Below are 22,356 nucleotides of genomic sequence, written 5' to 3'. Positions count from 1 at the left end.
AGATAAAATCATCGCTACCCTCAGCCTGCCGGATACGGCGGGCTTCGACCTTGTGCGAAATCGGAGTACGCGTGATCAAACTGAGTGGACAACTAATCTGTAAAACCCTTGAAGAATCCGAATCAGTCCGCCGTTTTCTTCCTGAACACATCCTGTTGACAATAAATGAGCCCGGATGCGTAGCTTTTGAAGTGAAAGAAACTGCTGACCCATTGGTGTGGACGGTTGAGGAATTGTTTGCGGATCAAAAAAGCTTTGAAGCCCATCAGGAACGAACAAAAAAATCCAGCTGGGGCGTTGAAACCGGCTCGATTCAAAGGCAATACGAAATACAGGAAGTCTCATAGGCACGGTATATTTGCGAGCCCCAAAGCGGTCGGCTATCAGCCCGTACCGTTCATGACAATGGAACTGCTGCCGACCAGCGCATAATTGTAGCCACGGTCTGACCAGTAGCGGGTGAGCAGCGGCCCTTCTTGCCTTTGCCCCTCTGCAAGCAGCTTGTTGCCGGGGCCAGGCGGTCGGATATAAAACCCGGTCTGCTGTCCGGTGTCATTCTTGTATATCACGACGGCGGCAGGGCCCTCCTCGGTCACTAACATGCGAGCGAAAACAGGGTGAAAGCCCTTGGCGGTCAGGTCGGGCAAGCGTTGTGCATTTGAAAAATGGGCAGCCACCCATTGCTGCAAATCCGTCTCTGTAGCCAGCGCATCGGCGCGCAAAGCCGGGTTGTCCGCAAAGACACGGTATGCCTCAATTGCATCCTGCATGGGCAACGGGCGAGCTGCCAAATTCAATTGCGAAGCCGGTACGGAACGCAACTGCCATCCCGACAGGCCCCCGATACAAAGCGCGACAAAGACGCTGGCCGCCAGTTGCCAGCGCGTGTTTGTGCGTTCTTTCAAGCGCCTGCGGATAGCCGCCGGGTCCAGCGCAGGATTCAACGGCGGCTCGGCAATTTGCCATGCCGCCTGCAATTGCGCTGCGTCCTTGCGCCAGGAGTCCAGTTCACGCGCCTCTTGCGGGTGGGCCGCAAGATATTGGCTCATCGCTTTTTGCTGTTCTGCGTTCAATCGCCCATCCACGTAGGCGTGCCGCATCATGTCGTCAATGTGTAGATCGTCATTCATTTCAATATCCTCAGATGGCTTGCGGACTCGCCGTCACAGGCATCGCGCAACGCGCCGCGCGCCCTGGACAGGCGGGACATGATGGTTCCCAGCGGCACATCAAACATATCGGCCACAGCCTTGTAGCTGAGCCCATCCACGCTGACCAGCCATAACAGGGTCCGCTGCGCTTCCGGCAACTGTTCGAATGCGTGCAGCGAAGCACGGGCCTGCACATGGCGCTCGGTCGAGGGCGCATCATCGGCTTTGCGAAACCATTCCAATAATCGTGCATAGCGTTTGGCGTGGCGTGTGGTATCAATGAACTGCCGATACAAAATGGAAAACAGCCACGCGCGCAAATCCCCGTCTGGTCTGCGGGTATGCTGGTATTTGAGGGCACGCTCTATGCTTGACTGCACCAGATCGTCTGCTGTGGTCGGGTCTTTGCTCAGCCACAGCGCAAAGCGGTACAGCCGGGGCAACAGCTCGCGCAGCGACGCATCGGACATGTCATCCGAGGCATCACATCTGCATTCAGTGTCCGCCATCAGCGGTAAATCCTCTGCGCGGGGATCATATTGCCTGTCCTCTTGGTTGAAAATTCGGTGCTTGTTCATATGCTGCCCGGGTGATTGCACACAATGCAAGGCTTCTGTATGACGCTTGTGATTCGATATTATTCCATTTGGGAATAAAAAAAATACGCAGTCGTCTATATCCACATGTGCAACAGGCCGCAAGGCCAGGGAAGTACGATGTTGGAAAACAAAGATACCCGCCCGCCCGGAATGACTGCAGGGCAAAAACTGATACGATTCGCCGTGATCGGCGTTGCCGTCCTGGGCCTTGGCGCCGCCTTTGGCTTTACAGGAGGCTGGCTCGCCCCACAACGTCTGACCGTCGATCGCATTGCCAATACCTTCGAACCCGGCGGCAAGAGCCATCCAGGTTTTCGTCGCAATCACGCCAAAGGGATTTGCGTGACGGGTCACTTTGAGAGCAGTGGCCAGGCACAGGCGCTGTCAAGCGCACCGATGTTCTCGCCTGGCTCCACCACCCCATTGGTTGGCCGCCTGGCACTGCCGGGACCCAACCCCTATGCACCCGACTCCAGTGTGCCTATCCGCAGCTTCGCACTGCGTTTGACCATGCCCGATGGCCAGCAGTGGCGCACCGCCATGAATAGTATGCCGGTTTTCCCGGTTGCGACACCGCAAAGCTTCTATGAACAACAGCTAGCGACTGCGCCCGATCCAAAAACCGGCAAACCGGACCCGGCCAGGATCAAGGCCTTTTTTGCCTCTCATCCTGAAACCGCCAATTTCCGCAAATGGGTCAAGACAGCGCGCCCATCGGCCAGTTTTGCCACTGAAGCATACTACAGCCTCAATGCATTTGTGTTTATCAATAGCGAAGGCGCCCGGCAGAACGTGCGCTGGCGCGTCGTACCGCTGGGCAAACCTGCCGCGGTCGATGCTGCGCCGGAACATGATCAGAACTATCTGGATAAGGATCTGAGTCAGCGATTGTCAGAGGGACCGTTGCGCTGGCGATTGATCGTGACGGTTGCCGATCCCGGCGATCCGAGCAACGATGCCACGAAACCGTGGCCCGATTCACGCCGGCAGGTGGATGCAGGCATGATCGTGATTGAAAAAAGCCAGGCCCAGGACCAAGGACCTTGCCGCGACATTAACTTCGATCCGACCGTCCTGCCCCAAGGAATGGCAATCTCGGACGATCCCTTGCTGCCCGCGCGATCCGCCGTTTATGCCGCCTCGGTCGAGCGGCGAACCCGTGAAGGCCTGAGCCGCCCCTCTCCATCCTCTTCTGCCGCCCCATCGGAGCACTCAAAATGAACCATTCTGTTGATAAAACCCAGGGCACGAGTTTCAGTCTGGCCGCCAGAGCGCTGCATTGGTTGATGGCAGCTGGGATTCTGGCGATGCTGTTTATCGGGGTGGGTATGGTCGCCTCAGTTTCCGAGCGACACAACTGGTTGTTAGCCATTCATAAGCCATTGGGCGCCGTGCTTCTGTTGCTCGTGTGCTTACGACTTATTGTGCGCCTGATCAAGGGTACTCCGCCATTGCCGGCTCAATTGCCCGCGTGGCAGAAACGAGCCGCGTTTGCCTCGCATTGGCTGCTGTACCTGCTTATGTTTGCCATGCCGCTCATCGGCTGGGCGATGGTCTCGGCCAGCGGCACGCCTGTCACCCTCATCGGCACCTGGACTATGCCGGCCATTGCACCGGAAAACGCAGACGTGTTTGCAGTATTGCGCGCAGCCCATCGCTATCTGGCCTATTTATTGTTTGCAACGGTATTACTGCACCTGGCCGCCGGGTTGTTCCATGGATTGATCAGGCGCGATGGCGTGTTGGAGTCGATGGTCAGGAATCGCGCTTGAAATAAGGTCAGAAAATTTAGGTGGGCTAACCGGTACAGACAGATGCCAGAGGAACTGACAAAAATCATCCACGGGCGTATAATTCATTTGACACTTTCAATATTTTCAATTGAATAAATTACCATGAAAACTCAGCGTACGCTCAGGGATAACCAACAAACCCCTGCCCCACCGTCCTTCTGGCGTCTGGCACATGACCATGCCCGGATGAGCGAAGGACAACGCATCCAGTCCATCATGACCGGTTTGAGTGTATCTTGGGCCACTGCGGCTAAATTGACCTTCGGCATGTCATCCACAAGCATCGGGCGCTTGCTCAATCTGTCATTGTCAACATATGAGCGCCGCAAAAAGGATGAGAAACCTCTGGACTCAGTCGCCTCGGAGCGACTGGACCGGTTAGCTTCGATCGCGATACTGGCCGAAGACGTTTTTGAAGACAAACAAAAAGCAGCGCGCTGGCTGGCGGCGCCTAACGACGCTTTGGGCGGCAACAGCCCCGTGATGCAATGCGAAACAGAGATAGGGGCAAAACAGGTTCGCCGCGTCCTGAACGCGCTCGAATGGGGTGGAGTCGTTTAATGCAGGCTTGGCGTGTCGCAAAAGCAAAACGGGCAACCGATTTGTCCGGCCGCGGCGCGGCGATCGAAGGCGGTCGATGGAACGACATGGACGTACCAGCCGTTTACATGGGCCTGTCGCCGGCCATCTGTGCGCTTGAAACGTTCGTGCATGCCAGCGCCCGTCCAACATTTCCGTTGAAAATCACCTGCTTTGAACTGCCGGACGACGCGAGCTTATATCTGGAGGTCGAACCACAAGCATTACCCGTCGGGTGGGCCTCTTTGCCTGCCGACAGAGCCAGTATGTCGTTTGGAACAAAGTGGCTGAAATCGGCAAGCCAGTTAGGACTTATTGTCCCCTCGGTAGTGCTTCCCTTGGAACGTAATATTGTGCTAAATCCGCTGCATCCAGCCATCGCAAGTATCAAGGTCTTGAATATCTATGATTTTTCCTATGATGAGCAGATGTTAGAGCAACGCGTTTAGGGGGCAATCATCCTCATCTACTCAAGCCCAGCAGCCTGCTTGCATTTTCCCCCATAATTTTCCTGCGATTCTCTTGCCGTATCGGCAGGGTTTCGAACCAGTCCTTATACCCTTTGATCGGACAAAACGGAAAGGAACTGGCGTAGAGCATCCGGTCTGCCAGGAACCCGTCGGCTGCCTTCACATACTCTTCCCAGCCGGCCATCCGGGAGAAATACATATCGGGCGACAGGTACACATTGGTGCGCCGAAAGGCGATATGCAATATCTGCGTCACCCACGGCCAGCCGCCGTGGGCGAGCACGACTTTCAGATTGGGAAAGTCGGCCAGCATACGGTCTGTCGGAATCGGGTCGGAGTAACTCAGGTCGGGGCCTGCCGTGCCGCCCACCATCAGGATGATGGGAATTTGGCGATCTTCGCAATGGGCATAAATGGGGTAAAGGCGTCGATCATCGGCATACATGAGTATCGGATAGGCGCCAGGTTCGATATTGATCAGGCGAAAACCCGCAGCCATGGATTGGTCAATGCTGCGGCATGCTTCGATCCTGTTGGTCGGGTCGATGGAGGCGGCGCCAATAAATCGGTTGCCATGCGCTTGCATCAAGGCCAGGACATCGTCGTTGGAGATGCTGCCCAGCATGCCGGCAAGCCGGCCTACGACAACGCCATGGGTCACCCCCGCTTCATCCATTTCCTCAAGGGTCATCTGCATGGACTGCTGCTGCGCCGCCGGAGACGGCTCAAAGCCAACCGTTCGGGTAAAGCCGTCCCGGCGCTCGCCCTTTGCATACATGAGCGTAGACAAAAACTGCCCAGCCGGTGGCCTTAGCCGAAAATCAATAATACTCATCGTTACCTCTCCTACATTACTTCGTCTTTACGATCATTGGTCTCGCCAAACCGGTGCAGCGCAGGCGGCTTCAAACCGGCGTAAAGCGCATCGATGCGGGCGTTGACCTGCTCGCCGTGCTGATGAAACAGCGAATTGCCGTTGATATCGCTTTCCACGATAAAGGGGCCGAAATCCTCCACTTCAAACAGCCACATGGCCTGCGCGATTCCCAATTCATCCAGCCAGAACACATCGCGAACCTGCTTGATGCCGCGGCCCAGAAGCGCGCCGGTACCGTAGCCGACGGTGGTCAGATAGACAGCCCCATGCGGCACCATGATATTGGCGTAATCGTCGTGTGGCATGCCGCCCTTGCCGATGACAATTTTCGTCCCTGTCAGCTCAAGCCAGTTGGCCATCCACTTGGAGAACCGAAAACTGGCGGTTGCCGTGACAGCGCCCACGTTGTACTGGCCATCTGGCGTAACGGCGGCCGCCGGCGAACAGTGGAAATTAACGTTGGTAAGCGTTTTCAAGTCTACGGGTAGCGCCTGGCCGTCACCCAGGACTTTCTGATAAACGCCTTCCCTGGCTGTGTAGACCACGCCGCTCATGTAGACCACCGAGCCGATTTCCAGGCTGGCGATATCTTCGGGTGTGGCCGGAAGATTGATTCTGAACACCTTCAGATCTTCATCTTTGTTGTTCTCTGTATCCTGGTTGCTTATCGGTTCCATTCGACTGTCTCCCTTCTCATATAAGGCGTAAACCATTCCGGATTGGTACGATATTCAACACGCCCGTCTGCATGAATCCTGGCGGTCGCCCGTCGCGAAGACAGGCAGAAGGTGTGAATACTGACAGGCATGCCGCCCGTATGGGTGTAGCCCACTTCGATATGACAATCGACCACCATGGACGACCCCACAAAGCCCATCGCACCCATGCCGATCGAGTTGCCAAGTTTTTTCAGCTCCATTTCCAGCTCTGCAATTTTCGGATCGGGATTACGGTTGCCCACGGTTCTTAGACACGCCGCCTGTTTGCCCAATTGCATACAGGTATCCTTGGAGCCGCCAATACCGATGCCAACGATCGCCGGTTGGCAGGCCAGCCCGCGTTTGCCGAATGCAATCAGCCCGTCCAGGACAAAGCGCTTGATGCCGTCAATCCCGTCACCCGGAAACAGCATGCGATAGTCGGTACCGAACAGCCCGCCTTTATGTACTGTGGTGATATCCACCCAGTCTGCGTCGGGCTCGAATGACCACTCGATCTCCGGCGCATTGATCCCGACGTTGTTGTTGTGTTCGGTGCGCCACAACGGATGCACCCTGTTTGGCCTCAAGGGAATCGCCACCGTGGCGTCTGCGGTTGCCTTGCGCAATGCCCGCTCGATGCCGATGAACCCCGATTGCACACTGGCGTTGTTGCCCATTTTCACGTAATAGCGCGGCACCCCGGTATCGGCGCACATGGGGCGACGGTCCTTGGTGGCCGCATCCCAATTGTCCACCATAGCGTGCAGCACGAAGCGGGGCAGCTTGCCCGTCTCCGTTTGCTGCATCGCCTTGATCCCTTCGCTGTAATCTTCGGGAATATCGATGGCCGCGCGCTTCATGATTTCCAGCGCTGCCTGCTCGATCGTATTTATGTCAATTGCCATTATCTGTCTCCTGATATCCGTTTGCGTTCACGCACATTTTTCTGCCTCTTCGCGAATCAAGGTATTGCCTGGGGAGACGATATCGAACTTGACCGGAACCATCTGCAGTTCAAGGTTGTCATCACGGCCGCTGACACTGGTGTAGGCCGTGGTGTCCAGATCGCCGGTTTCCGGATAATCTTCCCTGAAATGCGCGCCCCTGCTATCGCTCCTGGCCAGCGCCGCCGTTGCAATCACTTTTGAAATTGTCGTCAGGCTCTCCAGGTTAAGCCAGTCATGCCAGCTCAGATTGAACCTGCGCTGCCCGTCGGCCACGCCAATCGAACGCAATGCGTCATGATGGCTGGCGATGCTGGCAATGCCCTTCTCTATGCCTTCTTTCGTTCGCAAAATACCCACATCGTTCCACATGGTTTTTGACAAGGCATCGCGCAGCGGCAGCGTCATTTCGGCCTTTCTCGAAAACGGAAATTCGGCACGGGCGATACCGGCTTCGATCACAGATTGATCGGGCTGCCTCCAGCTTCCCTCCTTGCGGACGTATTCGGCCATCGAGTCGCCGGCGATGCCGCCGAACACCGTTGAATTGGCTACACCGTTGCCGCCCAGGCGGTTGGCGCCATGCACGCCACCACAATCTTCTCCAGCGGCAAATAGGCCGGGAGAGGCGGTTGAGCAGTCCACTTCAAACTCCACGCCGCCCATCAAATAATGCGCCGTAGGCACCACCTCAACCTGCCCGCCGGCCAGATCGAAGCCGCAATCGCCGCAACGCTGCACCATGCCCGGGAACGACTTGCGTACGTGCTCCACGCCCAGATGCGACATCTGGATGTACACGCCACCCATGGGGCTGGTTCGCCCGGCGCGCATTTCTGCATAAATCCCGCGACTGACCACATCACGCGTGGCGCGTTCGCCCCGTTCGTGATAATTGCTCATGAAGCGTTCTCCTGCGCCATTGATCAAATAACCACCGGCGCCGCGCAGGCCTTCCTCAAGCACCGTACCGGTCATGCGCGTATCGGGCCCGCCCAGCAGGCCTGTCGGATGAAACTGCACCATTTCCATATCGCGCAATTTCAGGCCATAGCGCAGCGCCATGGCCAGGCCGTCACAGGTTTTCTCGCCTGACGGCGTGTGATACAGATACATGGTCGGCCCCGCGCCCGTGCTCAGCAGCACAGCCTTGGCCTGCACAAAGCGGTATCCGCCGCTGCGCATATCAATAAACAACACACCTGAAATACCGGAGCCGTCAGCAGCGGGGATCAACTCGATCGCCCGATGCTCTTCAAGACGATTGACATCCAGCGCCCTGACCTTTTCCATCAGGCGATTGATAATTTCAATGCCGGTCAGGTCTGACTTATGCACCGTCCGGTCAAACGTCTGTCCGGCAAATGCTTTCTGATGCAGCGTGCCATCTGGGTTGCGATCAAAAAAGCAGCCGATTTCATTTTCCAGCTCCTGTACCCGCTCCACTGCGCCGGTTACCAGGCGCCAGGCCAGATCCTGGCGAGGCAACCATTTGCCGCCTTCGATGGTGTCCATGAAATGGCGCTCCACCGAGTCGCCTTCGGCCAGGGCAACGTTATAGCCCCCCTGCACCATCCGCGTACAGCCGCTTTTTCCGATCAGACCCTTGACCGCGATCGTGACATCCAGATTCGGATTGGCCTGCTTTGCATGCAGCGCAGCAAACAGACCCGCGCCGCCACTGCCAAGGATAAGAATATCCGTTTTCAAATTTTCCACGTTCATGACCCGAATACCCCTGCAAGAAACACTGCGCCAATGACGACGCTGAACACCACACCCCAACTGATCCAGTTCAACCGTATTGACCCTGGCGTTGGCCACTGCACAAACTCAATAACCAATATCCGCAGTCCGAAACTCAGATGAATGGCCAGCAACAGCACCAGACCCCATTCGGCAACCTTAACGCCCGGCAATTCGGAAAACTTCAGAAACCGGTCAAATTTATCGGTCTGCTCCAGCGCCAGCCCCAGTACATAAAAATGAATGGGAAGAAAGATGCCCAGCAGCAGACCGGAAATCCTGTGCCCCAAAAAGGCAAAATAGGCTTTGTGTTTATGAACGCTCCTTACCATGCCAGCCCTCCTACCGCGACCACGGCCCGCAAGCCGAGCACAAGAAACAGCAGGCCCAGCGCCAATGCCAGCAGATTGAGCACGGAATACGACAAGCCGGCCCACTCCTTGAGCACTTTGCGAATACCAATGGGTGCATGGATAGAGGCGCTGATCACGAACAAAGTGTAAAAGGCAATCCACCACCCGTTGCCCTGGGTACGTCCCAGAATTTCCTCGGCACTCAGGCCGCCACGCACCGCATAGATGATCACGCCGATATGCACAAAAATAAACGGCACCATGATCATGGCCGTCAGTCGCTGCAATAGAAAAAGTTTCATTTCCATGGCTATTTCCCGCCAAGAAACTCGAACAGCGAGCGCTTTTTCAAGCCGGCGATACTGCCTGTGGGGCTTAAGCCAACGGGGCAATGCTTCATGCAGCTGCCCTGGGTATGACAGGAATTGCAGCCGCCATCGGCCATCGACTTTTCAAGCACCCCTTTGGGGTCCGCATGACGCTCGTCATTGACCAGGCTCCAGGCGCGATTGAGCGCGGCAGGGCCAACATAGTCCTTATCCCACTCAACCACATCACAGGCGGCATAACAGACCGCACAGTTGATGCACTCGATGGCGGCGTCAGCCTGTTTTCTGGCCTTGCTGGCAGGATCCACAAGCGCAGGCCTTTGGTGGCGTGTCCGGGTGCCGATGAACTCGCCGCCGGCCTTTTTCCATTTATCAAAGAATTCCGTCATATCGACGACCAGATCCTTGATACGCGGCATATTGCGCAGCGGTTCAAGCACAATCGTGTTATTTTTCACGACATTTTTCACATGGCTTCTGCACGTCCATCTTGGCTTGCCATTGACGGTCATCGCACAGCTGCCACAGACGCCAACCCGACAGGAGAAGCGGTAAGCCAGCGTAGGGTCCACCTGCCGCTGAATCTCTGTCACCACGTCCAGTACAGTCTGGTTCTCCCTGGACGGAATATGATAAGTGACATACTCTCCGCTCTCTTCGCCGCGCCAGATTTTTACCGCCAGCATCTTTTCCATAACATCCCACTCAGATACAAATAAATATTGGTTTTTCTAAATCATTATTTCGATTCGATTTTCTGCTCTGCAATAATCTTCTTCCAGAAGACTGACTCCTTTTTGACCCTGCCATTCATGTACGCCGCGCCTATTTCAGCCTGCTCCAGGCCCAGCTCCGCAAACTTTTGCATCATGCGGCTGGAGGCGATCGCCGTTTTGATGCCCTCTTCAATCCGTGCCACAACCTTTTCCGGTGTATTTTTGGGCACGACAATGCCGAACCACCCCACCACATCAAAGTCTGTGCCCAGTTGCTCCTGCATGCTTGGCACATCGGGCAGGCTCTTGGAGCGCTTATCACCGGTAACGGCCAGGGCCTTGATGTCGCCCGAGCGCACGAATGGCAGCGTCGCAGAAAGATTGGCGGTAATCACCTGGATCTGCCCGGCCACCAGATCGGTCAGCGCTGCAGATTCGCCTCCATAAGGAATGTGGGTCATGGTCGCGTCCGTGGCGTTCATGATGGCTTCGGACGCCATATGGCCCTGGCTGCCCACCCCCGCCGAGCCGAAATTGGTTGCGGCCCCATTCTTTTTGGCATAGTCCAAAAATGTCTTCAGGTTGCTGGCCGGCACGTTCTTATTGACCGCCAGAAGCAGCGGCCCGGTGGTAACGATGCTGACCGGCTGAAAATCCGCGACACTGTAGGGCAGTTTTTTGTACAAATAAGGGTTGACGGTGAACATGCTGCCCGAGATCATCAGCATGGTGTGGCCATCGGGCTTGGCGCGCGCCACTTGCGAGGCGCCCACCGCACCGCCTGCGCCTACCTTGTTCTCTACCACGACGGTCTGCTTCCAGGTATCGCCCAGCTCCTGGGCCAGTACGCGGGAAATAATATCGGTGGCGCCACCCGCCGCAAACGGCACGACCAGGCGTACCGGCTGTTGTGGCCATTCGCTGGCAAATGCCGGAGCGGCCAGGCTACAGGCGATGGCGACACCGGCAACGCTTCCGAAAAAACTGCCTACTGCACGATTCAGTATGGTCTTCATTTTTGTCTCTTCCTTATTGGCTGGCTTCATGCTCGAAGCCAGGGTTGGCAGAATAAAGTCGTTTTTTTGTATCTACTGTCATGAACACGACATGCAGTTTTATTATTTCATTGATTATTGTTTAAATTTAATTTAAAGTAAAACCATTAATTTTTTAATTATTTAAAATTAAATTTTAAATTTATGATTACTTTAAGAACCTTCAACGTGTTTGTCGCGGTCGCTGAATGCGGTTCCTATACCGGCGCCGGCAGGAAAATTGGCCTGACCTCTGCCGCCGTCGGCCAGCAGATCAAAATGATGGAAAACACGCTGGAAGCGCCACTGTTCCATAAGAACGGGCATCAGCTTGTGCTGAACCACTATGGCGAAGCACTGCTTAAGGACGTTCAGGAACTGTTGGTTAAATATGAAGAAATCATCAAAAGCGGGGATGGCCGACATGGCCAGCTTACCGGCACGGTGCACATCGGCGCGCTGATCTCCAGCCTGATGGGGTCTTTCTCGGATGCGCTGTGGTCAATCCGCAAGAACAATCCAGAGCTGGATGTCAAAGTGTTCGCGGGGCAGTCCGGCGATTTCGCCCACAAGATCACCAGCGGTCAGCTGGATGCAGCCATTGCCACCGAGCCGCCGGAATATGCATACAAGGAGCTGATCTGGACGCCGCTTTACGCAGAACCCATGATTCTGATCATTCCCCGCAAGCCGTTTTTTACTTTGGCGGATCAGAGCAGTGATCCGTCAATAGACATTCTGAACCATGCGCCATTCATTCATTTTGACCAGATGACCTGGACCGGCATTCTGATCAGGCAGACGCTCAAAAAGCTGGCCGTCAGTGTGGATATCCAAATGGAAATGAACTCGATCGAGGCCATTATCGAACTGGTGCGCCAGGGATATGGCGTTTCCATTGTCCCAAAACTGGCCAACCTCAATTGGGAACAGGATGAAAAACTGTTGTTCGTAGACCTGTCACCGACCCGAATCTACCGTCGCATCGGCATTCTGGAACGCAAATTTCATCACCGCAGCAATTTCACAAATGCGATCAGGGATCATTTTGGGCAATCCGGCCCGGCGCTCAAAGAGCGCGCCGCACTGCGGTGAGGGCGAAGGCAGGCACGGCCGGTACCCAATGAGCAAGCATCCCGCAAGATCAGACGTAGATGACGCCAGCCTTGACGGTTCAAACACAGCCGACAACGCCTTTTTCGATCAGGCGCACTATTGCATCTGTCGAATAGCCGATCTCTTCCAGGATCTCCGAGCTATGCTCCCCCAGCAACGGCGGCGTTCGGCTCACGCCTCGAGGTTCATTATTGAAGGTGACCGGATAGGCGATATGTTGCAAGTCTCCCAATGTCGGATGCTTGCTTTGAACCACAATATTCCTTGCCTTGACCTGTTCGTGCGACAGTGCCTGATCAAGCGTATGCAACGGCGCGACAGGAACACCGGCGCGACGCAGCCGTGATAGCCAGGATTGCGTCGTATCTTGGTCCAGTACTGCCTGGACCAGCGCGCAGGTTTGCTCAAAGCGATTCACCCGCTGCGCATTCGTACTGAAATCAGGATCGTCGGCATAATGTGCCAAGCCCGCCTCCTGACAAAAGCGCTGCCAAAGCCGATCGTTGCCAACACCGAGCATCAATTCCCCATCTTTGGTACGAAACGCCTGATAAGGACATAGTGACGGATGCGCAGTGCCCATTCTGGACGGCGCAACGCCTGAAAACCAATAGTTATGAGACATATATCCCATAAACCCCATGGCGGTATCCAGCAAGGACACTTCTATATAGCCTCCCTGCCCCGTATTTTTTTTGTGCAGTACTGCTGCCAGAATACCGGAGACAGCGTGCAACCCTGTTCCCAGATCCACCGGAGAGAAGCTAACGCGCGCCTGGGGGCCGTCTTTCTGACCAATAGTGCTGATCATGCCACTGAACGCCTGCAACATGACATCGTATCCAGGCTCGTCGTCCCAGGGGCCATCGCGCCCGTATCCTGATATTTCGCAATAAATAAGGTTGGAGTTGATGTCGCGCAAGCTCTGGTAGTCAACGCCAAGTCGCTGCGCCGTACCGGCGCCAAACCCCTGTATGACCACGTCAGCGCGCGTCACCAATTCGCGAACGATTTGTTTGCCTTCCGGAGACTTCAAATCCAGAGCAAGGCCCCGCTTGTTATGGTTGACCGCCATAAACGAAGCCGATTCCCCGTCTTTTTGGGGTAACCAACCGCGCGTTTCATCGCCGGAGCCGGGCGGCTCGACTTTAATGACATCGGCGCCAAGATCGCCAAGGTACTGTCCGCATAACGGGCCGGCAAGAACTTTGCTAAGGTCTAATATTTGTATTCCTTGAAGCGGACGCATCTGTTTTTCCAATATCGTGATTGCTTATGCTTTATCTATACGCTGCCCGAAGCACTGCACCAGGCGCGAATGTATGCGGATCAATTACACTTGTCTTTTACGAAGCAGATATTTTTGTGTGCCTTCCAGTACGACAATTTCATTCTGATTGATAATGGTCGATTGCATCACCAGCACACCGGTTGTACGCCCGGGAATCAGTTCAGAGACCACCAAAGAGCAATAGAGCGTATCGCCTACAAAAACCGGATTAAGAAATTTGCTGCTTTGTTCGATAAAGGCTTTCAGGGACTCTTCCACACAGTGTGGAAATAGACCGGCACCGGCCGCTGTCTGAATGAGCACCTGGAACCCATGCGCCAGCATATGCGGCATGCCGTGAGCCCGACAGTACTCCACGTCATAGTGCACCGGATGATTATCGCCGCTGGCCAGTTGGAAGGCCGCAAACAACGCATCGGTCATGGTCCTTGAAGGTATATTGAACCTTTCTCCGATTTCAAAATCTTCGAAGTATTTTTGTGCACACAGTGAATGCGAAATCATATTTTTTCCAGTATTTACGTTGCCGTGTCCGGCTCAATTGGTTGTCGTGTCTGAAGCTTTGACGACGCCGCTCCATTTTTTCTGTTCGGCAGTAATGAAATTGTTTAGGGCTTGTGGATCGGGCTTACTTTCAAGCAACAAGCCCATCTGATCAGCTTTTTGCATTAAGCCCTCGTCGTTCAGTGCCGCTTGCAGACTGGAACGCAAGGCTTCAATCACGTCCTTATCTGTTTTGACAGGCACCTGCATTGCGTTCCATGTATACGCTTCGTAGCCTGGCAATGCTTCGGCAATGGCCGGAATATCCGGCGTCTGGGGTAGTCGCTCACTCATGCTCGTGCCGATCAGACGGACTGTTTTTGCCCGCGCCTGTGCCAGCGCCGTTGGGGCGCTATCGACCATGAACTGAACATGACCACCGATCAAGTCTGCCATCGCGGGTGCGCTACCCTTATAAGGTATATGTCTGGCATTAAATTTCCCCACATAGTTCAGCAGTGCACCGCCCAGGTGAGGTGCACTGGCGATACCGGCGGAACTGTAATCGGTCTTATTCGAATTCTGTTTCAAGTATTCAAGAAACTCAGCCAGGTTTTTAACCGGAAGATCATTGTTTACGACAAGCGCCAGCGGAGCGCGTGCCGCCAGTCCGACAGGCGCAAAATCATCGTCCGAATAGGACAGCTTGCTGTGGAGCGTGGGATTGACCGCATGCGCAACCGTGGACATCAACACGGTATAACCATCGGGAGCCGCCTTGGAGACAAACTCAGTGCCGACAATGGTGCCCGCGCCTGCCTTATTTTCAACAATCATCGTTGTGCCCAGTTTTTTTCCTCAAACATCAGCCAGTGCCCGTGCAAATGTATCGGTCGGACCACCGGCTGCATAAGGCACCACCAGCCGGACTGGTTTTTCAGGATAGGCAGCGTGGGCAGCGATAGATACAAGGCCCAGCGAAAGGGCTGCAATAGTTCGTTTGGTAAGTGATTTCATTTGTCGCCTCTGTTCATTTATAGTCGTTCAACTATATCTATCCCTCCTGAAGCGCGTCCATTTGAAATTGTTTCCATAGTGTTAGAGAAAATCTAATAAACTATCGTTTTATTCCAGACAGCCCAGTCCAACCATGCGATATGAACTTACCGATATTCGTGTTTTTATGGCCATTTCCGATGCAAAGAACCTTAGCATCGGGGCGATGAATATGCATATGACCGCTCCATCGGCCAGTTACCGATTAAAAAACCTCGAAAATGCATTGGGTGTATCGCTATTTGAACGGACAGCCAGGGGCATGGTCCTGACCTCAGCCGGGGAATCGGTATATCGCTACGGCGAGGCCATGCTTTCAAGCGCAGATCAATTGCGGACCGAGATGACCCGCTATAACGCCGGCGTTACCGGACATATCAAGGTTTTTGCCAATAGCAGCACCTTGAGTCCGTTACCGGTACCGCTCAGTCGTTTTCTGGCCAGCCACCCAACCATCAATATTGAACTGGAAGAGCACCTAAGCGAAGAAAGCGTCAGGGCGGTGCACGATGGCCTTGCCGACATCGGATTGGTTGCCAGCGTTGTCCATTTGCGAGGATTGGAGGCCATCGAATATGGTCATGACGAGCTCGTTTTTGTAACGCCTCGCGGCCATCCGCTCACCACCGCTGATCGCGTCACGGTGGATATGGCTTTGGAGCATGAACTGGTATCGGTAGGCAAACGCAGCAGCAACTTTCTTTACTTGCAGCAAATTTCCCATAAGCTCAACAGAAATATGAATGTGCGCGTACACCTGCCTGATTTCGAGGCTGCGTTGCACTGCGTGCAGGAAGGCGTGGGCATTTCCCTGGTGCCACTGTCGGTTGCCAGGCGATCTGCCAAAAGAAAACTGGTCGACATTGTGCATTTGAGCGAGCCCTGGGCCAAGCGCAATCAACTAATCGTCATGCGATCGCTTTCCGCGCTGCCCAAATATACGCAGGAATTTATTCAGACTCTTGCTGATGGGTGAGCCTGGCTATGCCGGTTGATGTGTCTTGATCTTGGGGCGTGCGCCCGTCTGCTTTACTCACTCATCAGAATATCAAGCATGCGTCGGGGATTTGCCAGAAAATTTCGTGTGATATTGAAGTGGTCCGTATCTTCGTACGCGATCGTGCTGATGCCGGATTTATCAAACTGGTAGATATCTGCATCAGGATAGGCCATCAGAATCGGCGAGTGTGTAGCGATCAGAAACTGCGAACCTCCCTGCACCAATTCATGCATGCGAGCCAGGGCCGCAAGTTGCCGCTGTGGCGAGAGCGCCGACTCGGGCTCATCAAAAATATACAAGCCCCTTTCAGAGAACCGATGCTACAACAGATTCATCCGTTCCCGGCATCGTCTTCGCTGGCTCGCAAGCGAAGACATGGAATCTGGATGATGGTCGTCTGGCTTTGGAACCCATCCCAACGCTAAGGTTATCCTCGTTCCTGATGATCCGTGACGCCGCTATTGCCGGCGGTGGTGGTGTCCTGCTTCCACAATCAATCGTCTGGAACCAGCTTGCCAGCGGCCAATTAGTTCAATGGGGCACCGTGTCCGGGCTAGAGGTTGCGTTGTGGGTATGGCACACCTCGCGGCGGCTTACCGCGCCGAATGTCCGGGCCTTTGTTCAATTCATGTGCTTACGATATCCGGACGTTTCTCTGGTGCTCAAGGAATAATGAATCCAAGCGCCGTTCCCGGACTGGATCGCGTCCGGTCGGCGTCTACAAGAACGTCTGCGCAATTTCCTCTGCTGTGCGATGTAGTTGCGACATCAGTTCCATCAGCTGATCAAAGCTCTTTTCCTCTTCAAATGCCTGCACGGCGACTGCAGCGCAGATCCGGTTCTTGCCCAGCGAAACCGGAACCGCGATTGCGTTCATGCCTTCCACATGCTCGTGGCGGCTGATACCGTAGCGTCGCTTTCTGGTTCGCGCAAGTTCAGCCTCCAGTTGATCGGGCTGCGTAATGCTTTGCGAGGTTCGTGCACGCAACGGTAAAGTGTGTAGCAGTCGGTCGCGACGCTGCTTGGGCAACAAGCTCAATAACAATTTTCCGCTGGCCGAGCAATGCATCGGTACGTGCGAGCCGGGTTTAAGGCCCAGCTTGATGGCCGCAGGATGTTGTGCCCGATCCAGATAAATAATTTCGTGACCACTGATCGCCGTCAGATTGCAATTTAACTGCACCCGCTCGACCAGCTCGCTCAGTAAAGCATGCCGGGCAACGGCCAGGCTGCCCGAGCTCATGAGCACCTTCACCGAAAAGTTGCGTATCCGCGCCGAGCATTCATATTTTTTACTGTCCGACACCTGCACGATCAGCCAGGCTGCCTCCAGCAGCTTGACGATACGATGCACCGTCTGTTTTGGCAGATTGATCTGCTCGACGATTTCGCTCAATTGCATGGGTCGGCCAGCCACGGCCAGAATTTCCAGCACACGAAACGACCTGATGGCGGCCGCGTTTTCCGTTGCGCTCATATCCTTGCTTCCTCCTCTGTTACGGGCTCTGGGGCCTCTTCTTTTTCCTCTTCACTATAGATTCTTTGTCCCGAAAATCAACAAAAAGCATTTCTTGTGCTCTGCGACAAATGCGAAATGTCGATTATCGGGACTTTTGACCGTTGAGCATACCCTATATTTTCAGAAATATTACAAATTCGATTTCATTAGCCCAGGGAGCAACAATGGATACCATCAACAGAAGCAGTCCGGAATATGTCACGCAAACGGTCTTACAACTGGTGCAGCGGGCCCGTACTGCCCAATGCCTGTTTTCCACATTCGACCAGCCACGCATTGACGAGGCCGTGCTGGCAGTGGGCTGGGCGATCATGGAGCCCGAACGGAACCGCCAGCTGGCAGAGCAAGCGGTTGCCGACACCGGCCTGGGCAATGTGCCCGACAAAATTCGCAAGAATCATCGCAAAACATTGGGCCTGCTGCGCGATCTGGATGGTGTCAAATCTACAGGAATCATTCGCCACGACGCCGATAGCGGCATTACGGAAATTGCCCGTGCCGCCGGCGTTGTCGCAGCCATCACGCCCTCGACCAACCCCGGCGCGACGCCGGCCAACAAAATCATGAATGCCATCAAATGCGGCAACGCCATTATCGTGGCCCCGTCGCCCAAAGGGGCCGGCACCAGCAAGCTGCTACTGCAGTTCATTCACGCCGAATTTGACCGCATCGGTGCACCCCGAGACCTTGTGCAAATGCTGCCTGAGCCCATCAGCAAGGCCGCAACTGCCGCCCTGATGCAGCACGCCGATCTGGTTGTCGCAACCGGATCGCAGGCCAATGTACGGATGGCCCATACCAGCGGCACACCGGCTTTCGGCGTTGGCGCAGGCAATGTCACTGTGATCGTGGATGAATCGGCCGACCTGCAGTCCGCAGCCAGTCTGATTCGCCAGTCCAAGACCTTTGACAACGCCACAAGCTGCTCTTCTGAAAACAGCGTCATTATCGACGCATTGGTTTATGACGCCATGCTGGCTGCACTGGCCGCTGAAGGCGGCGTCATGCTCGATGACCATGACAAGCAACGCCTGCAGGATCTCATGTGGCATGACGGCAAGTTAAGCGCTGTCTTCTCCGGCAAGGATGCCGCGCAGATTATGCAAGTGGCGCAAATCGGTGACACGCAAACGGCTGCCGCCCCTCGCTTTCTGATGGTCGAAGAAGCCGGCTTCGGGCGTGAACATCCGTTTTCCGGCGAGAAACTGGCGCCAGTGCTCACCGTCTATAAAGCCTCTGACTTTGCTCATGCAAAGCGCATTGCCAGCAGCATTTACGGCTATATGGGCGCAGGTCACTCCGTCGGACTGCATACGACCCGAACCGAACGCGCAAAGGACCTGGGCATGATACTGCCGGCATCCCGGGTGATCGTCAATCAGGCGCATTGCTTTGCCACTGGCGGCAATTTTGACAACGGCCTGCCGTTTTCCCTGTCCATGGGTTGCGGCACTTGGGGCGGCAACAGTTTTTCCGACAACATGAATTATCGCCACTATATGAATATCACACGCGTGGTTCAGACAATCGCCGCCAGAGAGCCTCAGGCTGACACGATCTTTGCCGACTACCTGGAGAAATTTCATCATGCCTGAAACCACAACAACCATTACCGGTCTGCTTGATCGAAATGCAGCAACATGGGAGTCCGATCCGTATCTGGTCGACGCCATCAACGGGCAGGCTATGGCCTATGGCGATATTACAAGTGAATGCAAAGGCTTCGCCAGGCAGCTGACAGCGCTGGGCATTGGCCGTGGCGACACGGTTTCGGTGTTCATGCCCAATGGTGTAAACACGGCCAAAATCATCGTTGCCACCATGTACGGTGGTTTTGTCGTCAATCCGATTAACCTGCTCTGTCAGGAAAAACAACTGGCCTATATTATCGGCCACGCCGATACCAGAATCGTCTTTACCACAACAGAGCTGGAACCGGTGGTCCGCGCCGCATTGAAAGCCAGTGGCGCGCAGGCGATGGTCGTGGCCACGGCACCAGACGCGGCAGCGCTACCCACATTAACGCTCGCGCCGTTGCCGTCGAGCACAGGCGAGCCCGTTAGCGCCAGCCTGCCAGCCCTGCTCATGTACACATCGGGCACTACCGGTGTTCCCAAGGGCGTCGTACTTACCCATGCAAATCTGCTGGCCAGTGCCCGCGCCATTGCCAACGAACACCAACTGGAAAAATCGGATCGCTGCCTTTGCGTGCTGCCGCTGTATCACATTAATGCACTTGTGGTAAATATATTGACGCCGCTGCTGTGCGGCGCCGCTGTCATTATTGATTGCAAGTTTTCAGCCACGCATTTCTGGCCCCGAGTCCAGAAATTTGAGTGCACCTGGATCAATGCAGTGCCCACCATCATCAGCTATTTGATCAATGACGAAAACTTCTGCGCCATCGATCGCAGCCAAATCCGTTTTTGCCGCTCCGCATCGGCAGCACTGGCGCCCTTCCATCACAAATCATTCGAAGAAAAATTTGGCATCGGCATTATCGAAACCATGGGAATGACAGAAACGGCGGCGCCCATATTCAGCAACCCCTATGATCCGGCACAACGCAAGATCGGCAGTATCGGTCGGCCCTCCGGCGTGCAGGCCAGGGTCATCGACAAGCAAGGCATGGATTTGCCACCGGGAGAGAAAGGCGAAGTCCTGGTCCGGGGCGACAACGTCATGCTCGGGTACTACAAGTCGCCCGAACAGACCCAAAAAGCGTTTACTGCAGACGGCTGGCTGCGCACCGGCGATCTGGGATACCGGGATAGCGATGGCTTTTATTTTATTACCGGACGCGTCAAGGAGCTCATTATCAAGGGAGGTGAGAACATCGCACCGCGCGAGATCGATGAAATTTTACTGGCTCATCCGGACGTATTGGATGCCGCTGTGGTTGGAATAGACGACAAGCATTATGGCCAGAATATCGCGGCTTATATCGTAAAACGCATGACGACCCGAAACGACGATGACCTTATCCAGGACATCAATCAGTTTTGTCTCAGGGAGCTGGGCAGCTACAAATCGCCTGCCGCGTTCCGTTTTGTCACGGAGTTGCCAAGAGGACCTTCAGGGAAGGTGCAACGCCTCAAATTGCTGGAGCTGTAGAAATTGTCGGAACAGAAAACATGATTCAATCATCAAGGAGACAACATGATCAGGAACATAAAAACCAGACATATGATACTGGGCCTGCTGTGCGCAATGTATTTCATTGCCTATGTAGACCGGGTCAATATCGCCGTCGCAGCACCCTTTATCGCCGAAGAATTCAATCTGTCGCCGACAGAGCTTGGCTTCATCTTTTCCGCCTTTGCCTATCCGTATCTGGTCATGCAGATATTGGGCGGGTGGCTGGCTGACCGATTCGGCCCGAAAAAGATCCTGCTTATCCTGTCCCTGATCTGGGGCCTGGCGACATTGCTGACCGGTTTTATCGGCGGCCTGATGGCGCTTGTGATTATGCGCGTACTGCTGGGCGTTGGCGAAGGAGGCGCCTTTCCCACAGCCACGCGCGCCATGACCTCATGGATGCCCAAATCCTCTCGCGGTTTTGCCCAGGGTATTACGCATAGCTTTTCGCGACTGGGCGGCGCCATTACCCCGCCCGTTGTCCTCGCCATTGTGTATTACGCCGGCTGGCGCGAGGCGTTTATTGTGCTGGGCGCGATCAGCCTGTTATGGACGCTGGCCTATCTGCTGCTATTTACCGATACCCCCCATCAACACAAAACCATTACCCCTGCAGAACTGGAGGAAATCGGCGAGCCGGCCCGCAAGAACATGGCTTTGGGTAAAACCCCATGGAAAGACATGATCAGCAAAATGTGGCTGGTGACTTTTGTGGATTTTTGCTACGGCTGGTCCCTGTGGGTGTTTCTGACCTGGCTGCCCTCTTACCTGAAGGATGACAGGGGATTCGATCTGAAAGCGATGGCGCTGTTTACGACACTGCCGCTACTGGCCGGTGTGATCGGCGATACCCTTGGCGGAGTGATTTCCGACAAGCTGTATATCCGCACCAAACGCCTGCGCTTTGCCCGCGTATCTGTACTCTCGCTGGGCCTGTTTCTGGCGTTCCTGTGCATTATGCCCATGATATTCATCCGTGATCCGCTTATTGCGATTGTCCTTATCTCCGCCTGCTTTTTCTTTCTTGAATTGACCAATCCGGTTCTGTGGAGCCTGCCCATGGATATTGCCGGCAAGTATGCGGGCACGGCGGGCGGGATGATGAATTCAGGATTCGGCCTGGCAGGAGCGATTTCACCCGTGGTCTTCGGGTTCCTGATTCAGACAACGGGAAACTATACCCTGCCGTTTCTGATCTCCGGCGGTTTGCTGTTGATAGGCGCCATTGCAGCCTTGATGATCGATCCGAACCGGACCGTGAATGACGCAGCAACCAAGCCGGTCGACTTTCAGTTCAAGGCCAGACCAGCTCCGGCCTTTGCACTTGGCGTATCGTCAAGCCATAAGCGCTGATCTGGTGTGCTTTGCTGCCCGATGCCATACCAGGCGCCGGGCAGGACACAACTATTCACCTCCATGACAACTGGCATTACAGTGGAAACGGGCCTCGCATCTATGAGA

Annotated in this window: 24 protein-coding genes and 2 pseudogenes; 11 read left to right on the top strand and 15 right to left on the bottom strand. The window is 54.9% G+C overall.

Going from position 1 to position 22,356, the window contains the following annotated elements:
• Nucleotides 1–71 precede the first annotated feature (71 nt).
• Nucleotides 72–347, top strand: coding sequence for an antibiotic biosynthesis monooxygenase (locus tag INT32_RS17190; protein WP_193089939.1), 276 nt, complete (start codon nucleotides 72–74; stop codon nucleotides 345–347).
• Between the two features lie 36 nt (nucleotides 348–383).
• Here the strand turns inward: INT32_RS17190 and INT32_RS17185 are convergent, their stop codons facing one another.
• The gene (locus INT32_RS17185) at nucleotides 384–1,130 is read right to left on the bottom strand and encodes an anti-sigma factor (protein WP_193089938.1); all 747 of its coding nucleotides are present in this window, start codon (nucleotides 1,128–1,130) and stop codon (nucleotides 384–386) included.
• Nucleotides 1,127–1,660 (bottom strand): sigma-70 family RNA polymerase sigma factor, encoded by a 534-nt coding sequence (locus INT32_RS17180; protein WP_226817220.1) that lies wholly within the window; start codon nucleotides 1,658–1,660, stop codon nucleotides 1,127–1,129. The genes INT32_RS17185 and INT32_RS17180 overlap by 4 nt, the downstream gene beginning before the upstream one ends.
• Nucleotides 1,661–1,867: 207 nt before the next feature.
• Here INT32_RS17180 and INT32_RS17175 point away from each other — a divergent pair, with 207 nt between their 5' ends.
• The 4 genes from INT32_RS17175 to INT32_RS17160 all read left to right on the top strand — a co-directional run bounded on the left by INT32_RS17175 (nucleotide 1,868) and on the right by INT32_RS17160 (nucleotide 4,571).
• On the top strand, nucleotides 1,868–2,971 hold the full coding sequence (locus INT32_RS17175; RefSeq protein WP_193089937.1) for a catalase family peroxidase: 1,104 nt from the start codon (nucleotides 1,868–1,870) through the stop codon (nucleotides 2,969–2,971).
• The gene (locus INT32_RS17170) at nucleotides 2,968–3,522 is read left to right on the top strand and encodes a cytochrome b (RefSeq protein ID WP_193089936.1); all 555 of its coding nucleotides are present in this window, start codon (nucleotides 2,968–2,970) and stop codon (nucleotides 3,520–3,522) included. The genes INT32_RS17175 and INT32_RS17170 overlap by 4 nt, the downstream gene beginning before the upstream one ends.
• Nucleotides 3,523–3,645: 123 nt before the next feature.
• Nucleotides 3,646–4,104: an antitoxin Xre/MbcA/ParS toxin-binding domain-containing protein gene (locus INT32_RS17165; RefSeq protein WP_226817218.1), complete on the top strand. Its 459-nt coding sequence runs from the start codon at nucleotides 3,646–3,648 to the stop codon at nucleotides 4,102–4,104.
• Nucleotides 4,104–4,571: an RES family NAD+ phosphorylase gene (locus INT32_RS17160; protein ID WP_193089935.1), complete on the top strand. Its 468-nt coding sequence runs from the start codon at nucleotides 4,104–4,106 to the stop codon at nucleotides 4,569–4,571. The genes INT32_RS17165 and INT32_RS17160 overlap by 1 nt, the downstream gene beginning before the upstream one ends.
• Nucleotides 4,572–4,584: 13 nt before the next feature.
• Here INT32_RS17160 and INT32_RS17155 read toward each other — a convergent pair whose 3' ends face one another.
• Genes INT32_RS17155 through INT32_RS17120 form a run of 8 tightly spaced genes read right to left on the bottom strand, consistent with a single transcriptional unit; the run spans nucleotide 4,585 to nucleotide 11,274 of the window.
• Nucleotides 4,585–5,427, bottom strand: coding sequence for an amidohydrolase family protein (locus tag INT32_RS17155; RefSeq protein ID WP_193089934.1), 843 nt, complete (start codon nucleotides 5,425–5,427; stop codon nucleotides 4,585–4,587).
• Nucleotides 5,428–5,438: 11 nt separating this feature from the next.
• Nucleotides 5,439–6,146: a fumarate hydratase C-terminal domain-containing protein gene (locus INT32_RS17150; RefSeq protein ID WP_193089933.1), complete on the bottom strand. Its 708-nt coding sequence runs from the start codon at nucleotides 6,144–6,146 to the stop codon at nucleotides 5,439–5,441.
• A complete protein-coding gene (locus INT32_RS17145; RefSeq protein WP_193089932.1) occupies nucleotides 6,134–7,075 on the bottom strand; it encodes a fumarate hydratase in 942 nt (313 codons plus the stop codon). Before INT32_RS17145 ends, INT32_RS17150 begins: the two co-directional genes overlap by 13 nt.
• 27 nt (nucleotides 7,076–7,102) lie before the next feature.
• A complete protein-coding gene (locus INT32_RS17140) occupies nucleotides 7,103–8,839 on the bottom strand; it encodes an L-aspartate oxidase (RefSeq protein WP_193089931.1) in 1,737 nt (578 codons plus the stop codon).
• Nucleotides 8,836–9,192: a succinate dehydrogenase gene (locus tag INT32_RS17135; protein ID WP_193089930.1), complete on the bottom strand. Its 357-nt coding sequence runs from the start codon at nucleotides 9,190–9,192 to the stop codon at nucleotides 8,836–8,838. Before INT32_RS17135 ends, INT32_RS17140 begins: the two co-directional genes overlap by 4 nt.
• On the bottom strand, nucleotides 9,186–9,521 hold the full coding sequence (locus INT32_RS17130; protein WP_193089929.1) for a succinate dehydrogenase: 336 nt from the start codon (nucleotides 9,519–9,521) through the stop codon (nucleotides 9,186–9,188). The genes INT32_RS17135 and INT32_RS17130 overlap by 7 nt, the downstream gene beginning before the upstream one ends.
• Nucleotides 9,522–9,523: 2 nt before the next feature.
• The gene (locus INT32_RS17125; RefSeq protein WP_193089928.1) at nucleotides 9,524–10,237 is read right to left on the bottom strand and encodes a succinate dehydrogenase/fumarate reductase iron-sulfur subunit; all 714 of its coding nucleotides are present in this window, start codon (nucleotides 10,235–10,237) and stop codon (nucleotides 9,524–9,526) included.
• A gap of 44 nt (nucleotides 10,238–10,281) precedes the next feature.
• A complete protein-coding gene (locus INT32_RS17120; protein ID WP_193089927.1) occupies nucleotides 10,282–11,274 on the bottom strand; it encodes a tripartite tricarboxylate transporter substrate binding protein in 993 nt (330 codons plus the stop codon).
• Nucleotides 11,275–11,457: 183 nt separating this feature from the next.
• On the opposite strand from INT32_RS17120, the gene INT32_RS17115 reads away from it, so the two are divergent.
• Nucleotides 11,458–12,387, top strand: a complete 930-nt coding sequence (locus INT32_RS17115; RefSeq protein ID WP_193089926.1) for a LysR family transcriptional regulator — start codon at nucleotides 11,458–11,460, stop codon at nucleotides 12,385–12,387.
• Between the two features lie 79 nt (nucleotides 12,388–12,466).
• Here INT32_RS17115 and INT32_RS17110 read toward each other — a convergent pair whose 3' ends face one another.
• From INT32_RS17110 to INT32_RS17100, 3 genes and pseudogenes are all read right to left on the bottom strand, one after another.
• The gene (locus tag INT32_RS17110; protein WP_193089925.1) at nucleotides 12,467–13,657 is read right to left on the bottom strand and encodes a CaiB/BaiF CoA-transferase family protein; all 1,191 of its coding nucleotides are present in this window, start codon (nucleotides 13,655–13,657) and stop codon (nucleotides 12,467–12,469) included.
• 84 nt (nucleotides 13,658–13,741) lie between these two features.
• Nucleotides 13,742–14,203 (bottom strand): MaoC family dehydratase, encoded by a 462-nt coding sequence (locus INT32_RS17105; RefSeq protein WP_193089924.1) that lies wholly within the window; start codon nucleotides 14,201–14,203, stop codon nucleotides 13,742–13,744.
• 33 nt (nucleotides 14,204–14,236) lie between these two features.
• Nucleotides 14,237–15,199, bottom strand: a pseudogene (locus INT32_RS17100) (Bug family tripartite tricarboxylate transporter substrate binding protein).
• Nucleotides 15,200–15,332: 133 nt separating this feature from the next.
• Here INT32_RS17100 and INT32_RS17095 point away from each other — a divergent pair.
• The gene (locus INT32_RS17095; protein ID WP_193089923.1) at nucleotides 15,333–16,214 is read left to right on the top strand and encodes a LysR family transcriptional regulator; all 882 of its coding nucleotides are present in this window, start codon (nucleotides 15,333–15,335) and stop codon (nucleotides 16,212–16,214) included.
• Between the two features lie 53 nt (nucleotides 16,215–16,267).
• Here the strand turns inward: INT32_RS17095 and INT32_RS17090 are convergent.
• Nucleotides 16,268–16,555, bottom strand: a pseudogene (locus INT32_RS17090) (AAA family ATPase); the annotation flags it as partial.
• On the opposite strand from INT32_RS17090, the gene INT32_RS17085 reads away from it, so the two are divergent.
• On the top strand, nucleotides 16,498–16,911 hold the full coding sequence (locus tag INT32_RS17085; protein WP_370540253.1) for a LysR substrate-binding domain-containing protein: 414 nt from the start codon (nucleotides 16,498–16,500) through the stop codon (nucleotides 16,909–16,911). The pseudogene INT32_RS17090 and the gene INT32_RS17085 sit on opposite strands and share 58 nt — an antisense overlap.
• Before the next feature lie 45 nt (nucleotides 16,912–16,956).
• Here INT32_RS17085 and INT32_RS17080 read toward each other — a convergent pair whose 3' ends face one another.
• Entirely contained in the window at nucleotides 16,957–17,715 is a 759-nt protein-coding gene (locus INT32_RS17080) for an IclR family transcriptional regulator (RefSeq protein WP_193089921.1), read from the bottom strand.
• A gap of 206 nt (nucleotides 17,716–17,921) precedes the next feature.
• Between INT32_RS17080 and INT32_RS17075 the strand changes: the two genes are divergently transcribed.
• Genes INT32_RS17075 through INT32_RS17065 form a run of 3 tightly spaced genes read left to right on the top strand, consistent with a single transcriptional unit; the run spans nucleotide 17,922 to nucleotide 22,248 of the window.
• Nucleotides 17,922–19,352: an aldehyde dehydrogenase family protein gene (locus INT32_RS17075; RefSeq protein WP_193089920.1), complete on the top strand. Its 1,431-nt coding sequence runs from the start codon at nucleotides 17,922–17,924 to the stop codon at nucleotides 19,350–19,352.
• On the top strand, nucleotides 19,345–20,871 hold the full coding sequence (locus INT32_RS17070) for an AMP-binding protein (RefSeq protein WP_193089919.1): 1,527 nt from the start codon (nucleotides 19,345–19,347) through the stop codon (nucleotides 20,869–20,871). The genes INT32_RS17075 and INT32_RS17070 overlap by 8 nt, the downstream gene beginning before the upstream one ends.
• Nucleotides 20,872–20,916: 45 nt before the next feature.
• On the top strand, nucleotides 20,917–22,248 hold the full coding sequence (locus INT32_RS17065) for an MFS transporter (protein WP_193089918.1): 1,332 nt from the start codon (nucleotides 20,917–20,919) through the stop codon (nucleotides 22,246–22,248).
• Nucleotides 22,249–22,356 lie beyond the last annotated feature (108 nt).

This window comes from Advenella sp. FME57, from assembly GCF_014897675.1.
Classification (GTDB): Bacteria; Pseudomonadota; Gammaproteobacteria; order Burkholderiales; family Burkholderiaceae_B; genus Advenella.
The sequence above is the reverse complement of the archived record's forward strand: the minus strand, read 5'-3'. Positions and strand labels throughout refer to the sequence as shown.

What these genes read in the sequence shown, in the direction of transcription:
- INT32_RS17185 (WP_193089938.1), bottom strand. Translation starts at nt 1,130, where the DNA reads ATGAATGACGATCTACACATTGACGACATGATGCGGCACGCCTACGTG.
- INT32_RS17170 (WP_193089936.1), top strand. Translation starts at nt 2,968, where the DNA reads ATGAACCATTCTGTTGATAAAACCCAGGGCACGAGTTTCAGTCTGGCC.
- INT32_RS17165 (WP_226817218.1), top strand. Translation starts at nt 3,646, where the DNA reads ATGAAAACTCAGCGTACGCTCAGGGATAACCAACAAACCCCTGCCCCA.
- INT32_RS17075 (WP_193089920.1), top strand. Translation starts at nt 17,922, where the DNA reads ATGGATACCATCAACAGAAGCAGTCCGGAATATGTCACGCAAACGGTC.
- INT32_RS17155 (WP_193089934.1), bottom strand. Translation starts at nt 5,427, where the DNA reads ATGAGTATTATTGATTTTCGGCTAAGGCCACCGGCTGGGCAGTTTTTG.
- INT32_RS17115 (WP_193089926.1), top strand. Translation starts at nt 11,458, where the DNA reads ATGATTACTTTAAGAACCTTCAACGTGTTTGTCGCGGTCGCTGAATGC.
- INT32_RS17105 (WP_193089924.1), bottom strand. Translation starts at nt 14,203, where the DNA reads ATGATTTCGCATTCACTGTGTGCACAAAAATACTTCGAAGATTTTGAA.
- INT32_RS17160 (WP_193089935.1), top strand. Translation starts at nt 4,104, where the DNA reads ATGCAGGCTTGGCGTGTCGCAAAAGCAAAACGGGCAACCGATTTGTCC.
- INT32_RS17135 (WP_193089930.1), bottom strand. Translation starts at nt 9,192, where the DNA reads ATGGTAAGGAGCGTTCATAAACACAAAGCCTATTTTGCCTTTTTGGGG.
- INT32_RS17065 (WP_193089918.1), top strand. Translation starts at nt 20,917, where the DNA reads ATGATCAGGAACATAAAAACCAGACATATGATACTGGGCCTGCTGTGC.
- INT32_RS17180 (WP_226817220.1), bottom strand. Translation starts at nt 1,660, where the DNA reads ATGGCGGACACTGAATGCAGATGTGATGCCTCGGATGACATGTCCGAT.
- INT32_RS17150 (WP_193089933.1), bottom strand. Translation starts at nt 6,146, where the DNA reads ATGGAACCGATAAGCAACCAGGATACAGAGAACAACAAAGATGAAGAT.
- INT32_RS17070 (WP_193089919.1), top strand. Translation starts at nt 19,345, where the DNA reads ATGCCTGAAACCACAACAACCATTACCGGTCTGCTTGATCGAAATGCA.
- INT32_RS17095 (WP_193089923.1), top strand. Translation starts at nt 15,333, where the DNA reads ATGCGATATGAACTTACCGATATTCGTGTTTTTATGGCCATTTCCGAT.
- INT32_RS17145 (WP_193089932.1), bottom strand. Translation starts at nt 7,075, where the DNA reads ATGGCAATTGACATAAATACGATCGAGCAGGCAGCGCTGGAAATCATG.
- INT32_RS17140 (WP_193089931.1), bottom strand. Translation starts at nt 8,839, where the DNA reads ATGAACGTGGAAAATTTGAAAACGGATATTCTTATCCTTGGCAGTGGC.
- INT32_RS17125 (WP_193089928.1), bottom strand. Translation starts at nt 10,237, where the DNA reads ATGGAAAAGATGCTGGCGGTAAAAATCTGGCGCGGCGAAGAGAGCGGA.
- INT32_RS17130 (WP_193089929.1), bottom strand. Translation starts at nt 9,521, where the DNA reads ATGGAAATGAAACTTTTTCTATTGCAGCGACTGACGGCCATGATCATG.
- INT32_RS17080 (WP_193089921.1), bottom strand. Translation starts at nt 17,715, where the DNA reads ATGAGCGCAACGGAAAACGCGGCCGCCATCAGGTCGTTTCGTGTGCTG.
- INT32_RS17110 (WP_193089925.1), bottom strand. Translation starts at nt 13,657, where the DNA reads ATGCGTCCGCTTCAAGGAATACAAATATTAGACCTTAGCAAAGTTCTT.
- INT32_RS17175 (WP_193089937.1), top strand. Translation starts at nt 1,868, where the DNA reads ATGTTGGAAAACAAAGATACCCGCCCGCCCGGAATGACTGCAGGGCAA.
- INT32_RS17120 (WP_193089927.1), bottom strand. Translation starts at nt 11,274, where the DNA reads ATGAAGACCATACTGAATCGTGCAGTAGGCAGTTTTTTCGGAAGCGTT.